The organism is Patiriisocius sp. 208BN25-11, assembly GCF_058147145.1.
Window position 1 is genome coordinate 243,787 of sequence record NZ_JBYVJY010000004.1, and the last position, 16,527, is coordinate 260,313.

Genomic DNA, 16,527 nt, shown 5'->3' on the forward strand with positions numbered 1-16,527 from the left:
CTTAGATTACACGTTTTGTCTTGAAGAATACACTGCTCACAATGATGGTTTATTTTATATTTGTGCAGCACAACCCTTTTTGAATGGAAAAAAAAGAAAAACGATCTAAAAAAATTAAAAAGAAACTCTTACACAAGTACCGCCTTGTGGTACTTAACGAAGAGACTTTTGAAGAACGTTTTTCGTTTAAACTAAACAGACTCAATGTCTTTGTGTTTAGCACCCTCTTTGCCATTTTTTTAATTGCCATCACTGCAGTTATCATTGCTTTTACACCCTTAAGAGAATACATTCCTGGCTATTCTTCTACTTCTTTAAAGAAAAAAGCCACAGAGCTCTCATACAAAACAGATTCTTTACAAAACATCATCAACATCAACGAGCAGTATCTAATCTCTATTAGAAAAGTATTGTCTGGAGATGTCGAAACTGTAGAATTTAACAAAGATTCTATCCTTGAAGCTGCAAAACTCGATGCCTCAAATTTCGATTTTACCCCTTCAAAAGAAGATTCTTTATTGCGCGAAAAAGTTGCACAAGAAGACAAATACAACCCTTTGTTAAATGCCAATGAAATTGGTGTGGTCTTTTTTGCCCCTGTAAAAGGAACCATCTCTGATGGATATAATCCAGAGACCAAACATTTTGCTATCGATATAGTGACTGTTAAAAACGCTCCCGTAAAAGCGGCTGCAGATGGTACTGTTATTTTTGCAGGATGGACGGCAGACACAGGAAATGTCATTATTTTAAAACACAGTGATAATACCATAACGGCCTACAAACACAATGCTTCCCTAAGCAAAAATCAAGGTGCTATCGTTAAAGGCGGCGAGGTAATTGCTACCGTAGGAAATACCGGAGAATTAAGTACAGGACCACATCTACATTTTGAATTATGGCGAGAAGGAACTCCTGTGAATCCAGAAGACTATATAGATTTTAATTAACCCAAAACCATCCCTCGTGTCATTAAAAGCTACAGGCGCCAAAATCTTTGCAAAAATTGCAGTCAATCGTATCAATAGATGGGCTGCTACTCCTGTAAAAACACAAGAAAAAGTGTTTAAAGAATTACTTACTACTGCCAAAAACACGGCTTTTGGTAAGGATCATGGTTTTGCTGAAATATCCTCACCTCAAGATTTTGCTGCTAAAGTTCCCATTAGAGATTATGAAGCGTTGCGCACTTATGTTGATCGTGTGGTTGCTGGAGAAGAAGATATTTTATGGCCCGGAAAACCACTTTATTTCGCAAAAACTTCGGGAACTACTTCGGGTGCAAAATACATCCCACTTACCAAAGCATCGATGCCCACACATATTGCTGCAGCTCGAAATGCCTTGCTGTGTTACATTCATGAAACTGGAAATGCTGCCTTTGTAGATGGTAAAATGATTTTCTTACAAGGAAGTCCAGAAATGACACAACAAAATGGGATTGGTTTGGGTAGACTCTCAGGAATTGTTGCCCACTATGTACCCAAATACCTTCTAAAAAACAGACTCCCCTCTTGGGAAACCAACTGCATCGAAGACTGGGAAACTAAAGTTGATGCTATCGTCGAAGAAACAAAAGACCAAAACATGACCGTGATTAGCGGAATCCCGCCATGGGTACAAATGTATTTTGAAAAACTTACTGAAGCGACGGGCAAAAAGACTGGCGATTTGTTTAAAAATTTCGAACTCTTTATTTACGGAGGTGTAAATTTTGAGCCCTATCGCGCCAAGTTTGAAGCGCTTATTGGCCGAAAAGTACCCAGTATCGAATTGTTTCCTGCTAGTGAAGGTTTTTTTGCATTTCAGGACAGTCAGACCAAAAAGGGAATGTTATTACAATTAGATAGTGGTATTTTTTATGAGTTTGTGGAAGCCGATCAATTTTTTACTGAAAACCCCAAACGACTTACCATTGGGGAGGTGCAACTCGACACAAATTATGTCTTGCTTATCTCTACCAATGCGGGATTATGGGGTTATAATATTGGAGACACAATTATGTTTACTTCCTTAAAACCCTACCGAGTGGTAGTAACTGGACGTATCAAACACTATATCTCCGCCTTTGGTGAACACGTGATTGGCAAAGAAGTAGAAACCGCCATGAAAGAAGCCATGGATGTCTTTGACTTCTCTATTTCAGAATTTACTGTAGCACCACAAACCAATCCCAACGAAGGAGAATTGGCCTACCACGAATGGTTTATTGAATTTGATCCCGAAAGCTTTCGGGACAGTCCAGATAATCTCGCAGCTATTGCCCAAAAATTAGAAGTCGCCATGCAACATCAAAACAGTTATTATAAAGATTTGCGCGACGGAAATATGCTACAACCGCTAAAAATTAGTGCCCTACAAAAAGGAGCTTTCCAAGCTTACATGAAATCGCAAGGAAAATTAGGAGGACAGAATAAAGTCCCTAGATTATCGAATGATAGGAAGATTGCAGATGGTTTGTTAGTTTTTATAACAAAATAAAATTTTCTGGACTCCCCCTTTGAAGGGGGCTAGGGGGATGTTTTAAAATAGTTCCCACTTATAAACACTTAAACCTATAAACATCTAAACTTACTTTACACAATACATCATTACACTGTCACTACTATCTGAAGCCGAAGTGCAGTGACTTGGATTTGGTTATTCGCTATTCATTATTCAAGGTTTTAAAATAGCTCACTCTTATAAACGCATAAACACTTAAACACTTAAACACTTAAACTTATAAACTTTTTATTACCACCTATAAACTCATAAACACCTAAACTTCTTACCTTATCAACTTCAATTTTTAGGAAAAACCCCGCCTTTAAAGGGTGCCTTTAGATTGTAAAATAGTATCTTAATGAATTTATCTATTTGCAACTTTGACCCTTTGACCCTTTGACCCTTTGACCCTTTGACCCTTTGATTCTTTGATTCTTTGGAACTTTGAAGCTTCATATAAAATAAATGCAACACATATCATAAACCATTCAAACCTCCCAACCCCATTACCATGTATCATGCCCTAATGCATTTGGGCCAATCATATTTCCGCAGAAAAAGAATATGTTATCTTTGCGTGTATGACAAAATTGAAATCACATACTAGATCCAGAGCTCAAGAAAGTACAGGAGCTATCGAACGCCTTTACATTACCATGCGACACCTCTTTAACAGAGGGTTTTATAAGCCTATGGGTGTTTCGGGAGAATCGTTACGAGAAGCGCTGCTCACCTTACGACCCGAAATTTATGGCTCTATTGCAGAAGAAAAGACAGAATTACAAGGCCTACTCTATGTTATAGACAGATTGCCTTATGGTATTGAAGAATGTAGATACATTAATCTTACCAGTGATGAAGGGTATAAAAATTCTCATTTTACGCCTATCATCCCAGCAAAACGTAGACGAAATTGTTACCGTATTGATGAGGAGCAAATGAATATTGAGGTAACCAGAGGACGTTCGGAAATATATGACATCCTTACGCACCTCACTTTCTTATACATAGAATCTCATAAAATCATGTCGCAAGTAGTGATTAATGATGGTGAAGATGTAATTCGAGATTGGAAAAAACTAGAACAAGCGGTTCACAAAAAAGGGAAGCTAACTCAAAAGGACAAAGAGATTGCTTTAACACACACTGCTAACTTTTTAGGACGCACTTTTGAAGAGGTTACCCAAGTGTATGAAGCATTTTCATGCAAAGAAAATGAACATCGTTTTTTAAGTATCATTTACCATTTAGGGAAAGGTGCTATTAACGAAATTGTAGAAAACGAAAAACGTATTATTACCTTTAGTCCGGTGTTACGAGAGCGTCTAGGGCATCACATTCATGGGGAGCAATGGGCCTATGACATTAAAGAAACACTAGACCAACAAGGATTACTTGAACGTCCTATTCATATTGTAAGTGCTAACATGCACAGTGTTATGAATAGTCTCTTTGCCGAAAAGGCACTCCCTACCGAAGCAAAAAAAGGACGCATGCATTTGTATGAACTGTTGAGTGATTCTGGCAGTTCTAAGCAGCGTGATAAGACCATGCAATTGGCGCTTAAGGAAGGAATGACCTACCTTAAAGATACCAGTGGCACCAATATTAATGTGCAAATTTTTGATACAGCAAAGCTGAAATGTTTGCCGTATGACATGCCGCCCTGTTCAAAAACAGCTACCGAGAAACCCGTTATTATAGTGATGGACTACGCTTTTGGAGAGCAAGCCTACGAAACCATGGATGAACTTTTAAAACCCTATACTACAGATACCAAAACACACTTCTTAAACGTTGTTTCTATTGGAATCATGGGAAAAGCAGGGATTTTGGAAGGAGGAAAAGGAGATATTATGATTCCTTCTGCACACGTTTTTGAAGGAACTGCAGATAATTATCCTTTTAAAAACAAACTCAAAGTGTCTCATTTTGATGGGGATGAAATTACCGTATGTAAAGGTTCTATGATAAGTGTATTAGGTACATCGCTACAAAATAGAGATGTGTTGCAATTTTTCTATAACTCTACTTGGAATGTTATTGGTTTAGAAATGGAAGGAGCGCATTATCAAAAAGCCATACAAGCGGCTTCAAAAATACGAGGAAGTATTAGTGAGAAAGTAAAAGTAATGTACGCCTACTATGCAAGTGATAATCCGTTAGAAACAGGAAGCACATTAGCTTCTGGAGGTTTAGGAACCACAGGTGTAAAACCAACCTACCTCATCACTGAAAAAATGTTGAAATTAATATTAGAATAAGTCTATAGAATTCATGTCAAAAAAAATATTAATAACCGGAGGTGCAGGATTTATAGGTTCTAATTATGTAGAATATGTTCTGGAAGACACAAAAGATGAAATTTTTGTCTTAGACAAACTTACCTATGCTGGTGATTTAAAAAATTTGAAACGTGTTTCAGCCCTTCCTAACTACCATTTTATACAAGGCGATATTTGTGATGAACAACTAGTAAACGATTTATTTGCTGCCCATCAATTTAATGAGGTCGTTCATTTTGCAGCCGAGTCGCATGTAGATAATTCTATTACAGGTCCTGGGGCTTTTATTGCGACAAACATTACAGGAACTTTTAACCTATTACAGGCAGCATACAAAACTTGGATGGAGGGACCTAATACATTTAAAACTGGCTGTGAAACCAATCGTTTTTTACATGTCTCAACAGACGAGGTGTATGGAACACTTGGCGAAACTGGTTTGTTTACAGAAGAAACACCCTATGCACCTAACAGTCCTTACAGCGCCTCAAAAGCCTCCAGTGATTTTATTGTACGTAGTTATTTTCATACCTATGGCATGCCTGTAGTGACGACCAATTGTTCGAACAATTATGGGCCTAACCAACACAAAGAAAAATTAATCCCTACCATTATTAGAAAAGCTGTTGCTGGAGAACCCATTCCTATTTATGGAGATGGAAAAAATGTGAGAGATTGGTTGTATGTAAAAGACCATTGTGTGGGGATCAAAAAAGCGATAGACACTGGTAGGTTAGGCGAAACTTATAATATTGGCGGTCGTAATGAGCGTGAAAACTTATATATCGCGCACACTATTTGTGATATTCTAGACCAATTGCAACCCAAGGGATTTTCATATAGAGAACAAATTACCTTTGTAACCGACAGACCTGGTCATGATTTTAGATATGCTATCGATGCCAGTAAAATAGAAAATGAATTAGGTTGGAAAGCCGATGAAAATTTTGAAAGTGGCATCCAAAAAACGGTAACTTGGTATTTAGCCAACAGCGATCGATTGTTTTAACATTCTTAAAACCCATACATATTGAAAGGAATCATACTTGCCGGAGGAAGCGGCACCAGACTACACCCATTAACACTTGCAGTAAGTAAGCAGTTAATGCCTGTGTATGACAAACCCATGATTTATTATCCCTTATCTACCCTTATGCTAGCGGGTATTAAAGAGATTTTAATTATTTCTACACCGCAAGACTTACCCTTATTCAAGAAGTTGTTGGGAGATGGAAAGAAATTAGGTTGTGATTTTCAGTATGCAGAGCAAGCCCAACCCAATGGATTGGCAGAGGCCTTTATTATTGGAAAAGAATTTATAGGCAATGACAAAGTTGCGCTTATTCTAGGAGATAATATTTTTTATGGTTCTGGACTAAAACAATTGTTACAAGCCAACAACAATCCAGATGGAGGCATTGTATATGCCTACCATGTTCAAGACCCAGAACGTTACGGTGTGGTTGCCTTTGATGCCGCTGGGAAAGCACTTTCTATTGAAGAAAAACCTGCAAACCCAAAATCTAATTACGCGGTGCCGGGCATTTATTTTTATGATAATAGCGTGGTTGAAATTGCATCCAATATTGCACCTAGCCATCGTGGAGAACTAGAAATCACCGATGTAAATAATGTATACTTAGAACAAGGAAAGTTAAGCGTAAGTATTTTAGACAAAGGTACTGCTTGGTTAGATACAGGCACCTTTACTTCTTTAATGCAAGCTTCTCAATTTGTGGAAGTCATTGAGGAACGCCAAGGTTTAAAAATTGGCGCTATCGAAGAAGCCGCTTATGAGATGGGTTTTATTGATAAAGAACAATTACATGCGCTAGCAAAACCACTCTTAAAAAGTGGCTATGGAAAACATTTAATGCAGCTGGACTAAATGACGGATGACGGATGACGGATGACGGATGACGGATGACGGATGACGGATGACGGATGACGGATGACGGATGACGGAAAATTAAAATTGCTAAACTAAAAAACAAATTTTGACAGTAGAAAAAACCAACTTAAAAGACTGTTTTATCCTAACACCACGCGTGTTTGAAGATGCGCGAGGTACCTTTTCTGAAACTTTCAATAAACAACAATTTGCAGCACACACTGGATTGGACGTGTCTTTTGTTCAAGACAATCAGTCTACCTCAAAATATGGGGTTGTTCGTGGCTTACATTTTCAAACTGGGGATCATGCCCAAGCAAAGTTAGTGCGTGTGGTGCAAGGAAAAGTGCTAGATATTGCTGTTGACTTGAGAAAAGGGAGTCCGAGTTTTGGAAAAAGCATCGCTGTGATACTTTCTGCCGAAAATAAAAAACAATTGTTTGTCCCTCGCGGATGTGCCCATGGGTTCTCTGTACTTGAAGAAGACACCCTATTTGCCTACAAGTGTGATAACTTTTACAACAAAGAAAGTGAAAGTGGTATTATCTATAATGACACAACCTTAGCTCTAGATTGGCAGCTTGATAGTGAGGACATCATAGTTTCAGAAAAAGACTTGGAGCTTCCAACTTTTAGCGCAGTAACAGCATGAAAAAAGTACTCGTCACTGGAGCCAATGGACAATTAGGGAACTGTTTGAAAGCTGTTTCGGTAGGGTATCCAGATATCGCATTCACCTTTGCTACGAGAGCCAGTATTGACATTTCTGACCAGACATCGGTTTCTGACTATTTTTCAAAACACATGTTTGATTATTGTATCAATACAGCCGCATATACCAATGTAGAAAAAGCAGAGAGCGAGCAAGAAGCTGCATTTAAAACAAATGCCCTTGGAGCCCAGCATATTTCCGAAGCATGTAAAAAAACAAACACCGTTTTAATTCATGTTTCTACAGACTATGTTTTTGATGGCACCAAGCAAACTCCCTATATAGAAAGCGATGCTACCAACCCCATTAATGTGTATGGTGCCTCTAAATTAAAAGGAGAACAATATATTCAAGAAATTTGGAGCAACCATTTTATACTTAGAACATCTTGGTTGTATAGTCAATACGGGCATAACTTTTTGAATTCGATGCTGCGTTTTGCAAAAGAAAAAAAGGAACTAACGATTACCACAGAACAAACGGGAACACCCACCAATGCAAATGACTTAGCAAAAGCAATACTAGAGATCATTGCTACTAAAAACACGAACTATGGAACCTACCATGTTAGTAATAGTGGCGAAGCAACTTGGTATGATTTTGCAAAAGCCATTTTTGAAATAACAGGTGAAATAGAGTACCTAAGCCTTGCAAAGACCAACCATTACCCTACTTTTGCAAAAAGACCAGCGTATAGCGTAATGGATTGTACCAAGGCAACAACACATACTCCTGTTACCATTGTAGACTGGAGAACAAGTTTAAAAAATTTAATAGCACAAAAATTAATATAATATGTCACAAACAACTAATGATGAGATAGATTTAGGGTTTATACTAAGAAAAGTACAAGAACTGTTTAAAAATGCCTCTATTGGTATTTATAATAGTATTCAGTTCTTTTTTAGAAATTGGTATATTGTTTTAGGTCTTTTAATTGCAGGGATTGTCTTAGGCTATTTTAGTGAAGTAAATCGAAAATCTCAAAAAAGTGCAACACTCATAATGCTGACCAATTATAAAACTGCGGTCTATGCATATAACGCCTTAAACACTTTGTCTGAGAAAACAAAAACGAGAGATCGCGTTTTTTTAGCAAAGCATGGTTTTAGATCTGATTCTATTGAAATAAAAAAAATTGAAACTGCCCCTCTTGTTGATTTTGGAGATCTTCTTAAGAAATTTCTTGATAACGAAAGAGCTTTAGAATCTTTATTAAGAAATGTAGAATATAAAGATGATGAAACTATTGCAGAATCTTTTAATGCAGATTACAAATACCATGAAGTAAAAGTGAAACTATCTTCATATGGTACTGAAGAGACATTAGATAATATCTATTCTTATTTAAACTCTAATGCGCTTATAAAAGAAAAAGCAAGAGTAGGAAAGACGTTATTGGAAGATAATATTGCTATGAATGAATTTTCCATCAAACAAATTGATTCTGCTATTTCTAAATATAGTGGTACTGGCATAGGCTTACCTTCTTCTAACAATCAATTGGTTGTTGTAGATAAGAACTTCAGTTATGATGGTATTCTTAAAGAAAAAGCAAAGCTTCAAAAATTAAATACTGAATTAAAAGAAAATCTTGTCTTTTCAAAGAATGCATTTGTAAATATGAATGATTACAACATTATTGTAGATGTCATTCCAATTTACAAAAAGAGATATGTATTATATCCCATTCTATTTATAATGCTCTTTACCTTTTTAGTTTGGATATTAAATACATATAAAAAAGTTCAAGTCCTTGCTAAAGAGAAGGAAGCTAATGCATAAAAAACAATCAGATTTTTTATGACATTGATTTTATTCTGGTTTTATAAAATTACTTTTTGAGACTTTTAATTCTTATAAAAAAACATTTCTCATTGCTATTAATTATAGTAGGGGCTGGTTCTGTTTTTCTTACAAATATTGTTTTAAAAGGCATCTTAACCGATGCTGAATATGGAGAATATTCCATATTTATAACCTTTTTACAGCTTTGTATTTCTTTTGGTCTTTTAGGGCTCGAACAAGTATTTATGAGGATTGCCGAAGTTTCTGAAAATTCAGTCATAAAAATTGACAAAAAAGTTATTGTAGGTATTATTGGAGTTGGCTTGATAGCTAGTAGCTTGCTCAGTTTCTTTTTTGTTAGTTATTTTTTTACTTTAGAAATTAACTACTGGGTGCTCTTACTGTTCACATTTGCAAGCGCTATGACAATGTTCTATTACAACGTTTTAAGAATACAAAGTGATTTTACATTTGCACAATTTGTAAATAATGCTTGGAAGTTTTTGCTATTAATTATTGCACTATTCCTGCTGTTGCAACAAGGAAAAGACATCACTTATTTTATTGAGTTGTTTTCATATGCTTGTATTATTATTTGGGTAGTTTTTACTGTGTATATGCTAAAAAACACTGCTTTAAAGTATGCTATCGACTTAAAATTAAAAACAATTTTAGGATACAGTTTTCATTTCACGCTATCAATGCTCACACTAACTTTTATTGCATTTTTTGATCGCTTTTTTATTAAAGGTTCCTTCGGTTCTGAAACGTTTGGAAACTATTTTTATCTGTCGACCATTTTTTACTTTCCCTTTTCATTGCTTCAAGGATATATTGGCTTTAAAGAATTGGTATATTTTAAAACCAATGCTTCTGTTGAAATAGTAACGAAGAAGTTAGTAAGAATTAATGTGCTTTCAATTGTGCTTGCTATTGGTATTATAGGTATTTCTTGGCTCTTAAATAAGGTTGATTTGATTCCTGCTATTTCTTTTGAAAGAGATTGGATACTGATTATTTTGTTAGTGCTCTTAGGAGTCACTAGAATTAATTATAGCCTACTATCCTCGGTACTTGGCGCTATTGGTTCAGTAAAATTGATACGAAATGCAAATTTTCAATCATTGTTTTTCATTGTTCTAATACTATGGATTGGATATTCGTATATGACTAGCATTGAAATTGTAACGCTGTCTATATTATTAATTTGGGTTTCAAGAATTATTATTTGGTATTATAATTCTTTAAAACAATTAAAAATGAAAGCATATGATGTATGAACTACAGTTATGGGTATTATCATTTTTAAAAGCTATTCCTGGTAGCATTGGGTGCCGTATTAGAAATATGTGTTTACCCTATAAAAATGGTAAAAAAGTACGTATTTGGGACCACACACATATTGATTCTCCTAGCAAATTAGAGCTCGGAGATAATGTGTCCATAAACAGAAGATGTATTCTACATGCTGGAGGCGGAATTAAAATTGGGAATGATGTTCTAATTGGTCCAAACGTTACTATTTATAGTCAGAATCATAATTTTGAAGATGTACACACGCCTATCTACCAACAAGGATACACTCAAAAAAAAGTTACTATTGGCTCAAATGTTTGGATTGCCTCTAATGTTACCATCCTTCCAGGAGTAACTATTGAAGACAACTGCGTTATAGCAGCTAATACTTTGGTGAATAAAAATATTGAAAACGGATCTTTGGTGGTTGGAAATCCTTGCAGAGTACTAAAAAAAATAGGCGCAAATGCTTAAAGAAAAAATCATCTCTTTTACAAAAAGCAGTACTTCGCTTCTATTCGTGTTGTTGCTCCTATTTGTGGGTGATGCAATGGTGAAAATTTGTGTATATGCACATTGCGATTTTCATAATTTTAGTGCGGTTACAAGAGGTTTATTTTTTGGAATAAGCATTCTAGTAAGTCTGTTACACCTAACTCCCTTTAGAAAAAAAACTCTTTTGTTTATTACCGTGCTTACAGGTTTCTTTTTTGTGGGACACTATGTTTTTTCACCTTATGGCTTTGAAGAACACCTCTTTAAAAACTTCATTTTCTTCTCGAGATTTCTATTTATTTTCTCCATACTTCTTTTTTACAATGGCATACAAAACATCCCTATAAACAAAAAGGTACTCACCGCTTTTGAGTGGATCATTATCGTAAATACTGTTCTTATTTTTATAGGTTTTTTGTTTGATATTAAGATGTTTCAAACCTACCAAGGCACACGTTTTGGTTTTAGTGGGTTATTTTTAGTACCAAGCATTTCAACATTTTTTTATGCCATATCACTTAGCTATTTGGCTTATAAATGGAATCACGCTATGCGCTATAAAGTACTATTTATAGTTGCTTCTCTAGCAAGTTTATTAGTAGGCACAAAAGCATTACTCTTATTTACATTTCTGACACTGCTACATCTTTTTGTAGTCTATAAATTTTACCTCAGCAAATTATTTTATGGTTTAGTAGGTGGCGCTTTCCTTGTATTTTTAATTTTTAAAAATGCTATTCTATCTGTTTTAGAAAAGACATTTGAAGTCTTGGTTACCGTCTATAATGAAAGCGGATTTATCACTATGGCAACTTCCTATCGAAATATAAATTTAAAGACTGATCTTTTAGACATGGTAGAAGCGCATTGGTCTTTTTTAAACTATATTGTGGGTGGCACTAACTTTACAAAATATCGTGTAGAATTTGATTTTATAGATGTATTCTTGTTTTTTGGCATCCTAGGAGGGTGTATCTACCTTGGGTATTATTTTAAGCATATTATTAAATTTACAAGCTTAGATCGTTTTGGAAAAGTACAAATAACATTACTTTTAAGTATTGCTTTTCTCTCAGGAACATTTTTTAATAATGCGCCAATAGCACTATATTTATGCATATTACTTTATACTAATTTTAAAATAAGCAGTAATGAAATTAGTTAGATTCAAAAAAATGCACGACACCCTGTTAGTGTGTTTACTTATCACTGTAATAATTACTATCCCGTTCGAAATTTATGAACTAACGCATATCTTATTTTCTTTATTTCTGTTTACAGTTGTTGTTGTTAGAAAATCACTAAATACGAAGTTTCTTGCGTTGTTTTTGTTTCTATATTACTTTATCCCTTTTCTTAATATATCGACCTACAGGGGTATTATATCATTTGAAACATTAAGGCTCTACACGATAGGGATCATTTGTATTTTACTTCCGTTTTTATTTTCTATCGGAAATTTTAATGCAAAATTAATCCCAAAGCCGTATTCAAAACTGGTCGTTACAAAAAGGCTTACAGATTTTGTTTTACTGCATTTGCTTATTGTATTTGCTATCTTGGCGTATGTATATGTTAGTATTGGAAACATACTTGTGAACCAAGAATTACGTTTCTTTTTAAATCCTAAAATAGCGTACATTTTAAAATCTACTTTATACATTCCACTATTTATAGTCTTTTTCAATAGATCTCAATTTAGCAAAAAGAATATCTTATTTTTTATCATTCTCCCACTCATACCACCATTCTTTATTGGGAGTAGAGGGACGGTTTTAATTATAGTCATGTCCTTAATGATCCTTTTTATTCTAAAGGGGTTTCCAAGAAATAGACGCTATTACTTACGCGATAGTGACCTCTGGAAAAAGTATAAATTTAGAATCTATCAGTATGGTTTCCTTTCCTTCTTATTGATACAAATAACCTATTACACACGAAGAATATTTTCGGATGCATTTATCTCAACAAACGACTTGGTAATGCGTTATTTCTCAAAAGTTACTTGGTATTATATTTTAATAGCTCCTTTGTATTTTTCACTTAGAGAAACTGTGGGTATTACCGAAAAAATTGTGAGTAACAACTTTTACAATAAATGGTTCGATTATCCCATCTTCTTTTCAGAAATAGCCACGCTGCTGCCTGGTGAGCAAATATCTCCGGGTATTTTACTTTCAAAACAATTATACAACTCTAGAATTGGAGGCGGTATTACCCCTGGAATTTTTGGCGCTTTGTATATGGATTTTAAATATGGAACGGTTGTCGTATTATTTTTTATCTCGTTACTTATCTACTATTTCTACAAAAAATCATTCTTTAGTGACGTAAACAAACTCTTATATGTAATTACACTCACACAGTTTTTACATTTATACCATCGCGGGTTTTTCAAGTTTGAATACCTCGTAGCATATATCATCATACTCTTTTATGTTTCTGTAGCTAAAATCATTAAAGTTGAAGAATGAGTTTAATTAACTAAAAATCCACACCGATTTCATTTTCTACACCTGAACATAGTGAATAATTTCTATTTAATGAAATTAGTTTTGACATTAGTAACATATTAAATGCCAATAATTAAGATGTCCTAAATGAAGATTGTAATATATAAAAGGTATTAAGTATATTGTAAGAAATACAACTTCACATACAATGAAAAAACATATCCTTCTCTTCCTAACATTCCTCATTGCCACATCCACCCTATTCTCTCAAAACCCCTGCGAATATATTTTAACGGAAGCCACCACAGACAAACAATTAAAATCTATTTTAAGAGAGATTGGCTCAAAATCTTGTACCCTTAAAGTTACTGGAAATGTTCTTCTCAAAAAAAAACACACCATACCCGCATCCATTCATCTAGTTTTTGAAACTAGTGGTCTTTTTAAAGGCAAAGGAACAATAAATGTTAATGCAAGTATCCAAGCCGGGCTGCATCAAATTTTTGACACAAGTAGCGGTCTTACCGTTACAGGGAAGCCAACCACAGATCGCTTTTTCCCACAATGGTTTGGCGCAAAAACGAATGACAACATTCCAGATCAAACAGCCATAAACAAAGCCATTGTTTTTTGTAACCAAAGTGGAGGAGGAACCGTTTATTTTCCTGCTGGAACCTATATCATTGATGATACTATTCGTATGCAAAACAAAGTACAACTTGAAGGTGAAGGAGACGGCTCTGTGATTTATAATATTTCAGATAATAAAAATTCCATCGAAGCCATTGGTACCAATGAAAATAGAGTGCATGGTATGGGGTTTAAAAAACTTTACATAAAGGCCCAACTTGGAGGAGGAAATAATGGTATTCATATTGCATACGCATTTAATAATGAATTTGCAGATCCGTGGGATGGAGATGGATTTGCCCAAAGAGGAGATGCTATTGTAGTTTCAGATGTAACTATTTATAGACACAAAGGAGACGGTATTTTTTTTGAAGATGGTTCTATGCTCTCTGTTCTAAATTCTACGATAGAACTCAACGAAGGCTATGGTATTCGTGTTTCGCTCTTGTCTAATCATTTAGAAGTGAATAATTGCGCTATTTCTAATAATGGAGAAAGTGGTATCTTATTAAACTGGGTTGCCTCTAACTGTACTATTTTAGGCACACAATTTACTAGAAATAGAAATTATGGTATTCGTCTATATGCAAGTGAACAAACAGTAGTATCATACTGTTCTTTTAATGCAAACAGACAAGGAGGCATTAAAATTCAAGGGACCGATAGTAAATATACAGACGCCCCTTTAATTATTGGAAGCCTTTTTGGTGGAAATGGAATCTATAATGATGATGCCCACGAAATTGACATAGAATATACTGTAGGAACTTCTATTATTTCAAATTACTTTTTTGGTGTTAAAAATGTAGACACAAAATCTGTAATACATCTAGGAAAAGAAGCAAGAGGTACTGTTATTAAAGGCAGCCATTGGAAACTATTAAATGAAAACACTAAAAAAATAACCTTTGATGGAGATCCCTCTCAGAAAGCAAGTTTTTATGATGACCTTACAGCCGAAGGAACCTCTAAAGTGTACAATAAAAATAGTGTTATTGAATACCAAAACGACTCAAACAAAGAGACTGTTTTTCAAACAACATTAAGAGATTCAGAAGCATCTTATGCACCAAATTTTAGTCTCGAAAATAGTGGTAAACTAAATTGGGGAGACGGGGTGAACGATTTCGATATTCATTTAGAAAGGTTGAAGAATAACCTCATGCGATTATCTTCAAATTTACTTACAACATCAGTTGGTGTTAAAAAAGTAGCTCCTCAAGAAATTGAGTATAACAACGAATACGGAACTATATTTTTAGACGCTAACGACAATAAATTAAAAATAAAATTACCAGATGGTACTATTAAAGTGATAAAGTTTGAAGATTAAATTCTGAAATGTTAGGTTTTTTTTGTCGGATTCATCAGAAAAGAAAAGCAAACTAAAAAAGAAAATAAGGCTATTCCATGATGTCTTTCTAAAATTGATTCTGTAATAAAAAGCATGAATGAGCTAGTTACAAATAGAATCCCTACAAAGTTTCGTCGCCTAAAGTAACTGACCAAGCTATTTCCAAATATCCATAACAAAACAAGTACTCCAAGCACTCCTATACCAACATATGTTTGTATGTATTGATTGTGAGCATTGTACTTTTTTTCGGCATATTCATCTAAACCTAAATTTCTATTAGAAGCATATATGCTATTATTAGCATCACCAATTCCCTCTCCTAAAAGTACATTTGTATTTGCCTTTATTCCTGCCTCCCACTGTTTTAGTTTATTTGCTCCATCATTGTATTCATATCCGCCAGCATAAGTAAACCCAAAGACCTGTTGAAAACGATATCGTGTAATTCTCACATTATATCCTACAAAGAACGTAAGTCCGTATAGTAACAATAAATACAATACTCCTTTCTTTAATGCCTTTTTCTTCATGAAATAATACACTATGGCAATATTAAAGAGTAGAAAAAGTGTTGCGATAGGTAATCGCACCGAAAGGTGAAAAATAAAAAATGTTAGATAGCCTATTGCTAAGAGCCATATAACTTTCCATTTCAAAGAATGCTCTCTTATAAGTAGGTCTACAAAAAGAATAATCGCGATAAGGACAAAATAAGCGTAATATGTACTATGGATGCCCAAAGTCTCATTAGACAAACTCATGTATGAGTAATGGCTATTAAAAAAATTAAACAACACATCGTTATTATTGTATAGCTTAATAAGCATTTGCGTGTGCGAGAACAGACATAGAAAAACAATCCAAATTGCAAAGAACTTACATAGAACAGATATCTCCTTTTTTTGTATCGATAGTGTAGAAAAAACAAAAGGGAAAAGCAAGAAAGGGAGTAATCTATTTATTGTTTTAAAAGCCCTAGAAACATCTTCAGAGTATAAAACACTTAGTAAGGCCATTAAAAAATAGAGTACAAAAGGGAAAAGTTTTTTGAATATCTCTTTATTAAAACTACGATGTTTATATTGAAAGTAAACACTATAAACAGACAATAATATAATTGCAATACTATTTAT

Annotated in this window: 14 protein-coding genes; 13 read left to right on the forward strand and 1 reads right to left on the reverse strand. The window is 34.5% G+C overall.

The window, feature by feature from the left end; genetic code table 11:
* The first annotated feature begins 83 nt into the window (after positions 1-83).
* The 13 genes from ACY2RS_RS07655 (at position 84) to ACY2RS_RS07715 (ending at position 15,370) form a co-directional block, all read left to right on the forward strand.
* Entirely contained in the window at positions 84-950 is an 867-nt protein-coding gene (locus ACY2RS_RS07655; protein ID WP_490098041.1) for a M23 family metallopeptidase, read from the forward strand.
* A gap of 16 nt (positions 951-966) precedes the next feature.
* The gene (locus ACY2RS_RS07660) at positions 967-2,481 is read left to right on the forward strand and encodes a GH3 auxin-responsive promoter family protein (RefSeq protein WP_490098042.1); all 1,515 of its coding nucleotides are present in this window, start codon (positions 967-969) and stop codon (positions 2,479-2,481) included.
* 587 nt (positions 2,482-3,068) lie between these two features.
* Positions 3,069-4,751 carry a DUF6909 family protein gene (locus ACY2RS_RS07665; RefSeq protein ID WP_490098043.1) on the forward strand — a complete coding sequence of 561 codons (1,683 nt, stop codon included), beginning with the start codon at positions 3,069-3,071 and terminating at the stop codon, positions 4,749-4,751.
* Positions 4,752-4,764: 13 nt separating this feature from the next.
* Positions 4,765-5,781 carry a dTDP-glucose 4,6-dehydratase gene (gene rfbB / locus ACY2RS_RS07670; RefSeq protein ID WP_490098044.1) on the forward strand — a complete coding sequence of 339 codons (1,017 nt, stop codon included), beginning with the start codon at positions 4,765-4,767 and terminating at the stop codon, positions 5,779-5,781.
* 21 nt (positions 5,782-5,802) lie between these two features.
* Positions 5,803-6,660 (forward strand): glucose-1-phosphate thymidylyltransferase RfbA, encoded by an 858-nt coding sequence (gene rfbA / locus ACY2RS_RS07675; protein ID WP_490098045.1) that lies wholly within the window; start codon positions 5,803-5,805, stop codon positions 6,658-6,660.
* 109 nt (positions 6,661-6,769) lie between these two features.
* Complete coding sequence (rfbC, locus tag ACY2RS_RS07680; RefSeq protein WP_490098046.1) at positions 6,770-7,315, forward strand: dTDP-4-dehydrorhamnose 3,5-epimerase; 546 nt, start codon at positions 6,770-6,772, stop codon at positions 7,313-7,315.
* Positions 7,312-8,169, forward strand: a complete 858-nt coding sequence (rfbD, locus tag ACY2RS_RS07685; RefSeq protein WP_490098047.1) for a dTDP-4-dehydrorhamnose reductase — start codon at positions 7,312-7,314, stop codon at positions 8,167-8,169. The genes rfbC and rfbD overlap by 4 nt, the downstream gene beginning before the upstream one ends.
* Before the next feature lies 1 nt (position 8,170).
* The gene (locus ACY2RS_RS07690) at positions 8,171-9,160 is read left to right on the forward strand and encodes a hypothetical protein (protein ID WP_490098048.1); all 990 of its coding nucleotides are present in this window, start codon (positions 8,171-8,173) and stop codon (positions 9,158-9,160) included.
* 92 nt (positions 9,161-9,252) lie between these two features.
* A complete protein-coding gene (locus ACY2RS_RS07695) occupies positions 9,253-10,443 on the forward strand; it encodes an MATE family efflux transporter (RefSeq protein WP_490098049.1) in 1,191 nt (396 codons plus the stop codon).
* Entirely contained in the window at positions 10,433-10,933 is a 501-nt protein-coding gene (locus tag ACY2RS_RS07700) for an acyltransferase (RefSeq protein ID WP_490098050.1), read from the forward strand. Before ACY2RS_RS07695 ends, ACY2RS_RS07700 begins: the two co-directional genes overlap by 11 nt.
* Positions 10,926-12,119 carry a hypothetical protein gene (locus ACY2RS_RS07705; protein WP_490098051.1) on the forward strand — a complete coding sequence of 398 codons (1,194 nt, stop codon included), beginning with the start codon at positions 10,926-10,928 and terminating at the stop codon, positions 12,117-12,119. The genes ACY2RS_RS07700 and ACY2RS_RS07705 overlap by 8 nt, the downstream gene beginning before the upstream one ends.
* The gene (locus ACY2RS_RS07710; protein WP_490098052.1) at positions 12,106-13,428 is read left to right on the forward strand and encodes an O-antigen polymerase; all 1,323 of its coding nucleotides are present in this window, start codon (positions 12,106-12,108) and stop codon (positions 13,426-13,428) included. Before ACY2RS_RS07705 ends, ACY2RS_RS07710 begins: the two co-directional genes overlap by 14 nt.
* 187 nt (positions 13,429-13,615) lie before the next feature.
* Positions 13,616-15,370 carry a right-handed parallel beta-helix repeat-containing protein gene (locus ACY2RS_RS07715; RefSeq protein ID WP_490098053.1) on the forward strand — a complete coding sequence of 585 codons (1,755 nt, stop codon included), beginning with the start codon at positions 13,616-13,618 and terminating at the stop codon, positions 15,368-15,370.
* Between the two features lie 11 nt (positions 15,371-15,381).
* Here ACY2RS_RS07715 and ACY2RS_RS07720 read toward each other — a convergent pair whose 3' ends face one another.
* Entirely contained in the window at positions 15,382-16,221 is an 840-nt protein-coding gene (locus tag ACY2RS_RS07720; protein ID WP_490098054.1) for an O-antigen ligase family protein, read from the reverse strand.
* Positions 16,222-16,527: the final 306 nt, after the last annotated feature.

Bases quoted from the DNA above. Each gene is read 5' to 3' on its own strand.
- rfbD (WP_490098047.1), top strand. From the start codon at position 7,312: ATGAAAAAAGTACTCGTCACTGGAGCCAATGGACAATTAGGGAACTGT.
- ACY2RS_RS07655 (WP_490098041.1), top strand. From the start codon at position 84: ATGGAAAAAAAAGAAAAACGATCTAAAAAAATTAAAAAGAAACTCTTA.
- ACY2RS_RS07700 (WP_490098050.1), top strand. From the start codon at position 10,433: ATGATGTATGAACTACAGTTATGGGTATTATCATTTTTAAAAGCTATT.
- ACY2RS_RS07720 (WP_490098054.1), bottom strand. From the start codon at position 16,221: ATGCTTATTAAGCTATACAATAATAACGATGTGTTGTTTAATTTTTTT.
- ACY2RS_RS07715 (WP_490098053.1), top strand. From the start codon at position 13,616: ATGAAAAAACATATCCTTCTCTTCCTAACATTCCTCATTGCCACATCC.
- ACY2RS_RS07705 (WP_490098051.1), top strand. From the start codon at position 10,926: ATGCTTAAAGAAAAAATCATCTCTTTTACAAAAAGCAGTACTTCGCTT.
- ACY2RS_RS07690 (WP_490098048.1), top strand. From the start codon at position 8,171: ATGTCACAAACAACTAATGATGAGATAGATTTAGGGTTTATACTAAGA.
- ACY2RS_RS07710 (WP_490098052.1), top strand. From the start codon at position 12,106: ATGAAATTAGTTAGATTCAAAAAAATGCACGACACCCTGTTAGTGTGT.
- rfbB (WP_490098044.1), top strand. From the start codon at position 4,765: ATGTCAAAAAAAATATTAATAACCGGAGGTGCAGGATTTATAGGTTCT.
- ACY2RS_RS07665 (WP_490098043.1), top strand. From the start codon at position 3,069: ATGACAAAATTGAAATCACATACTAGATCCAGAGCTCAAGAAAGTACA.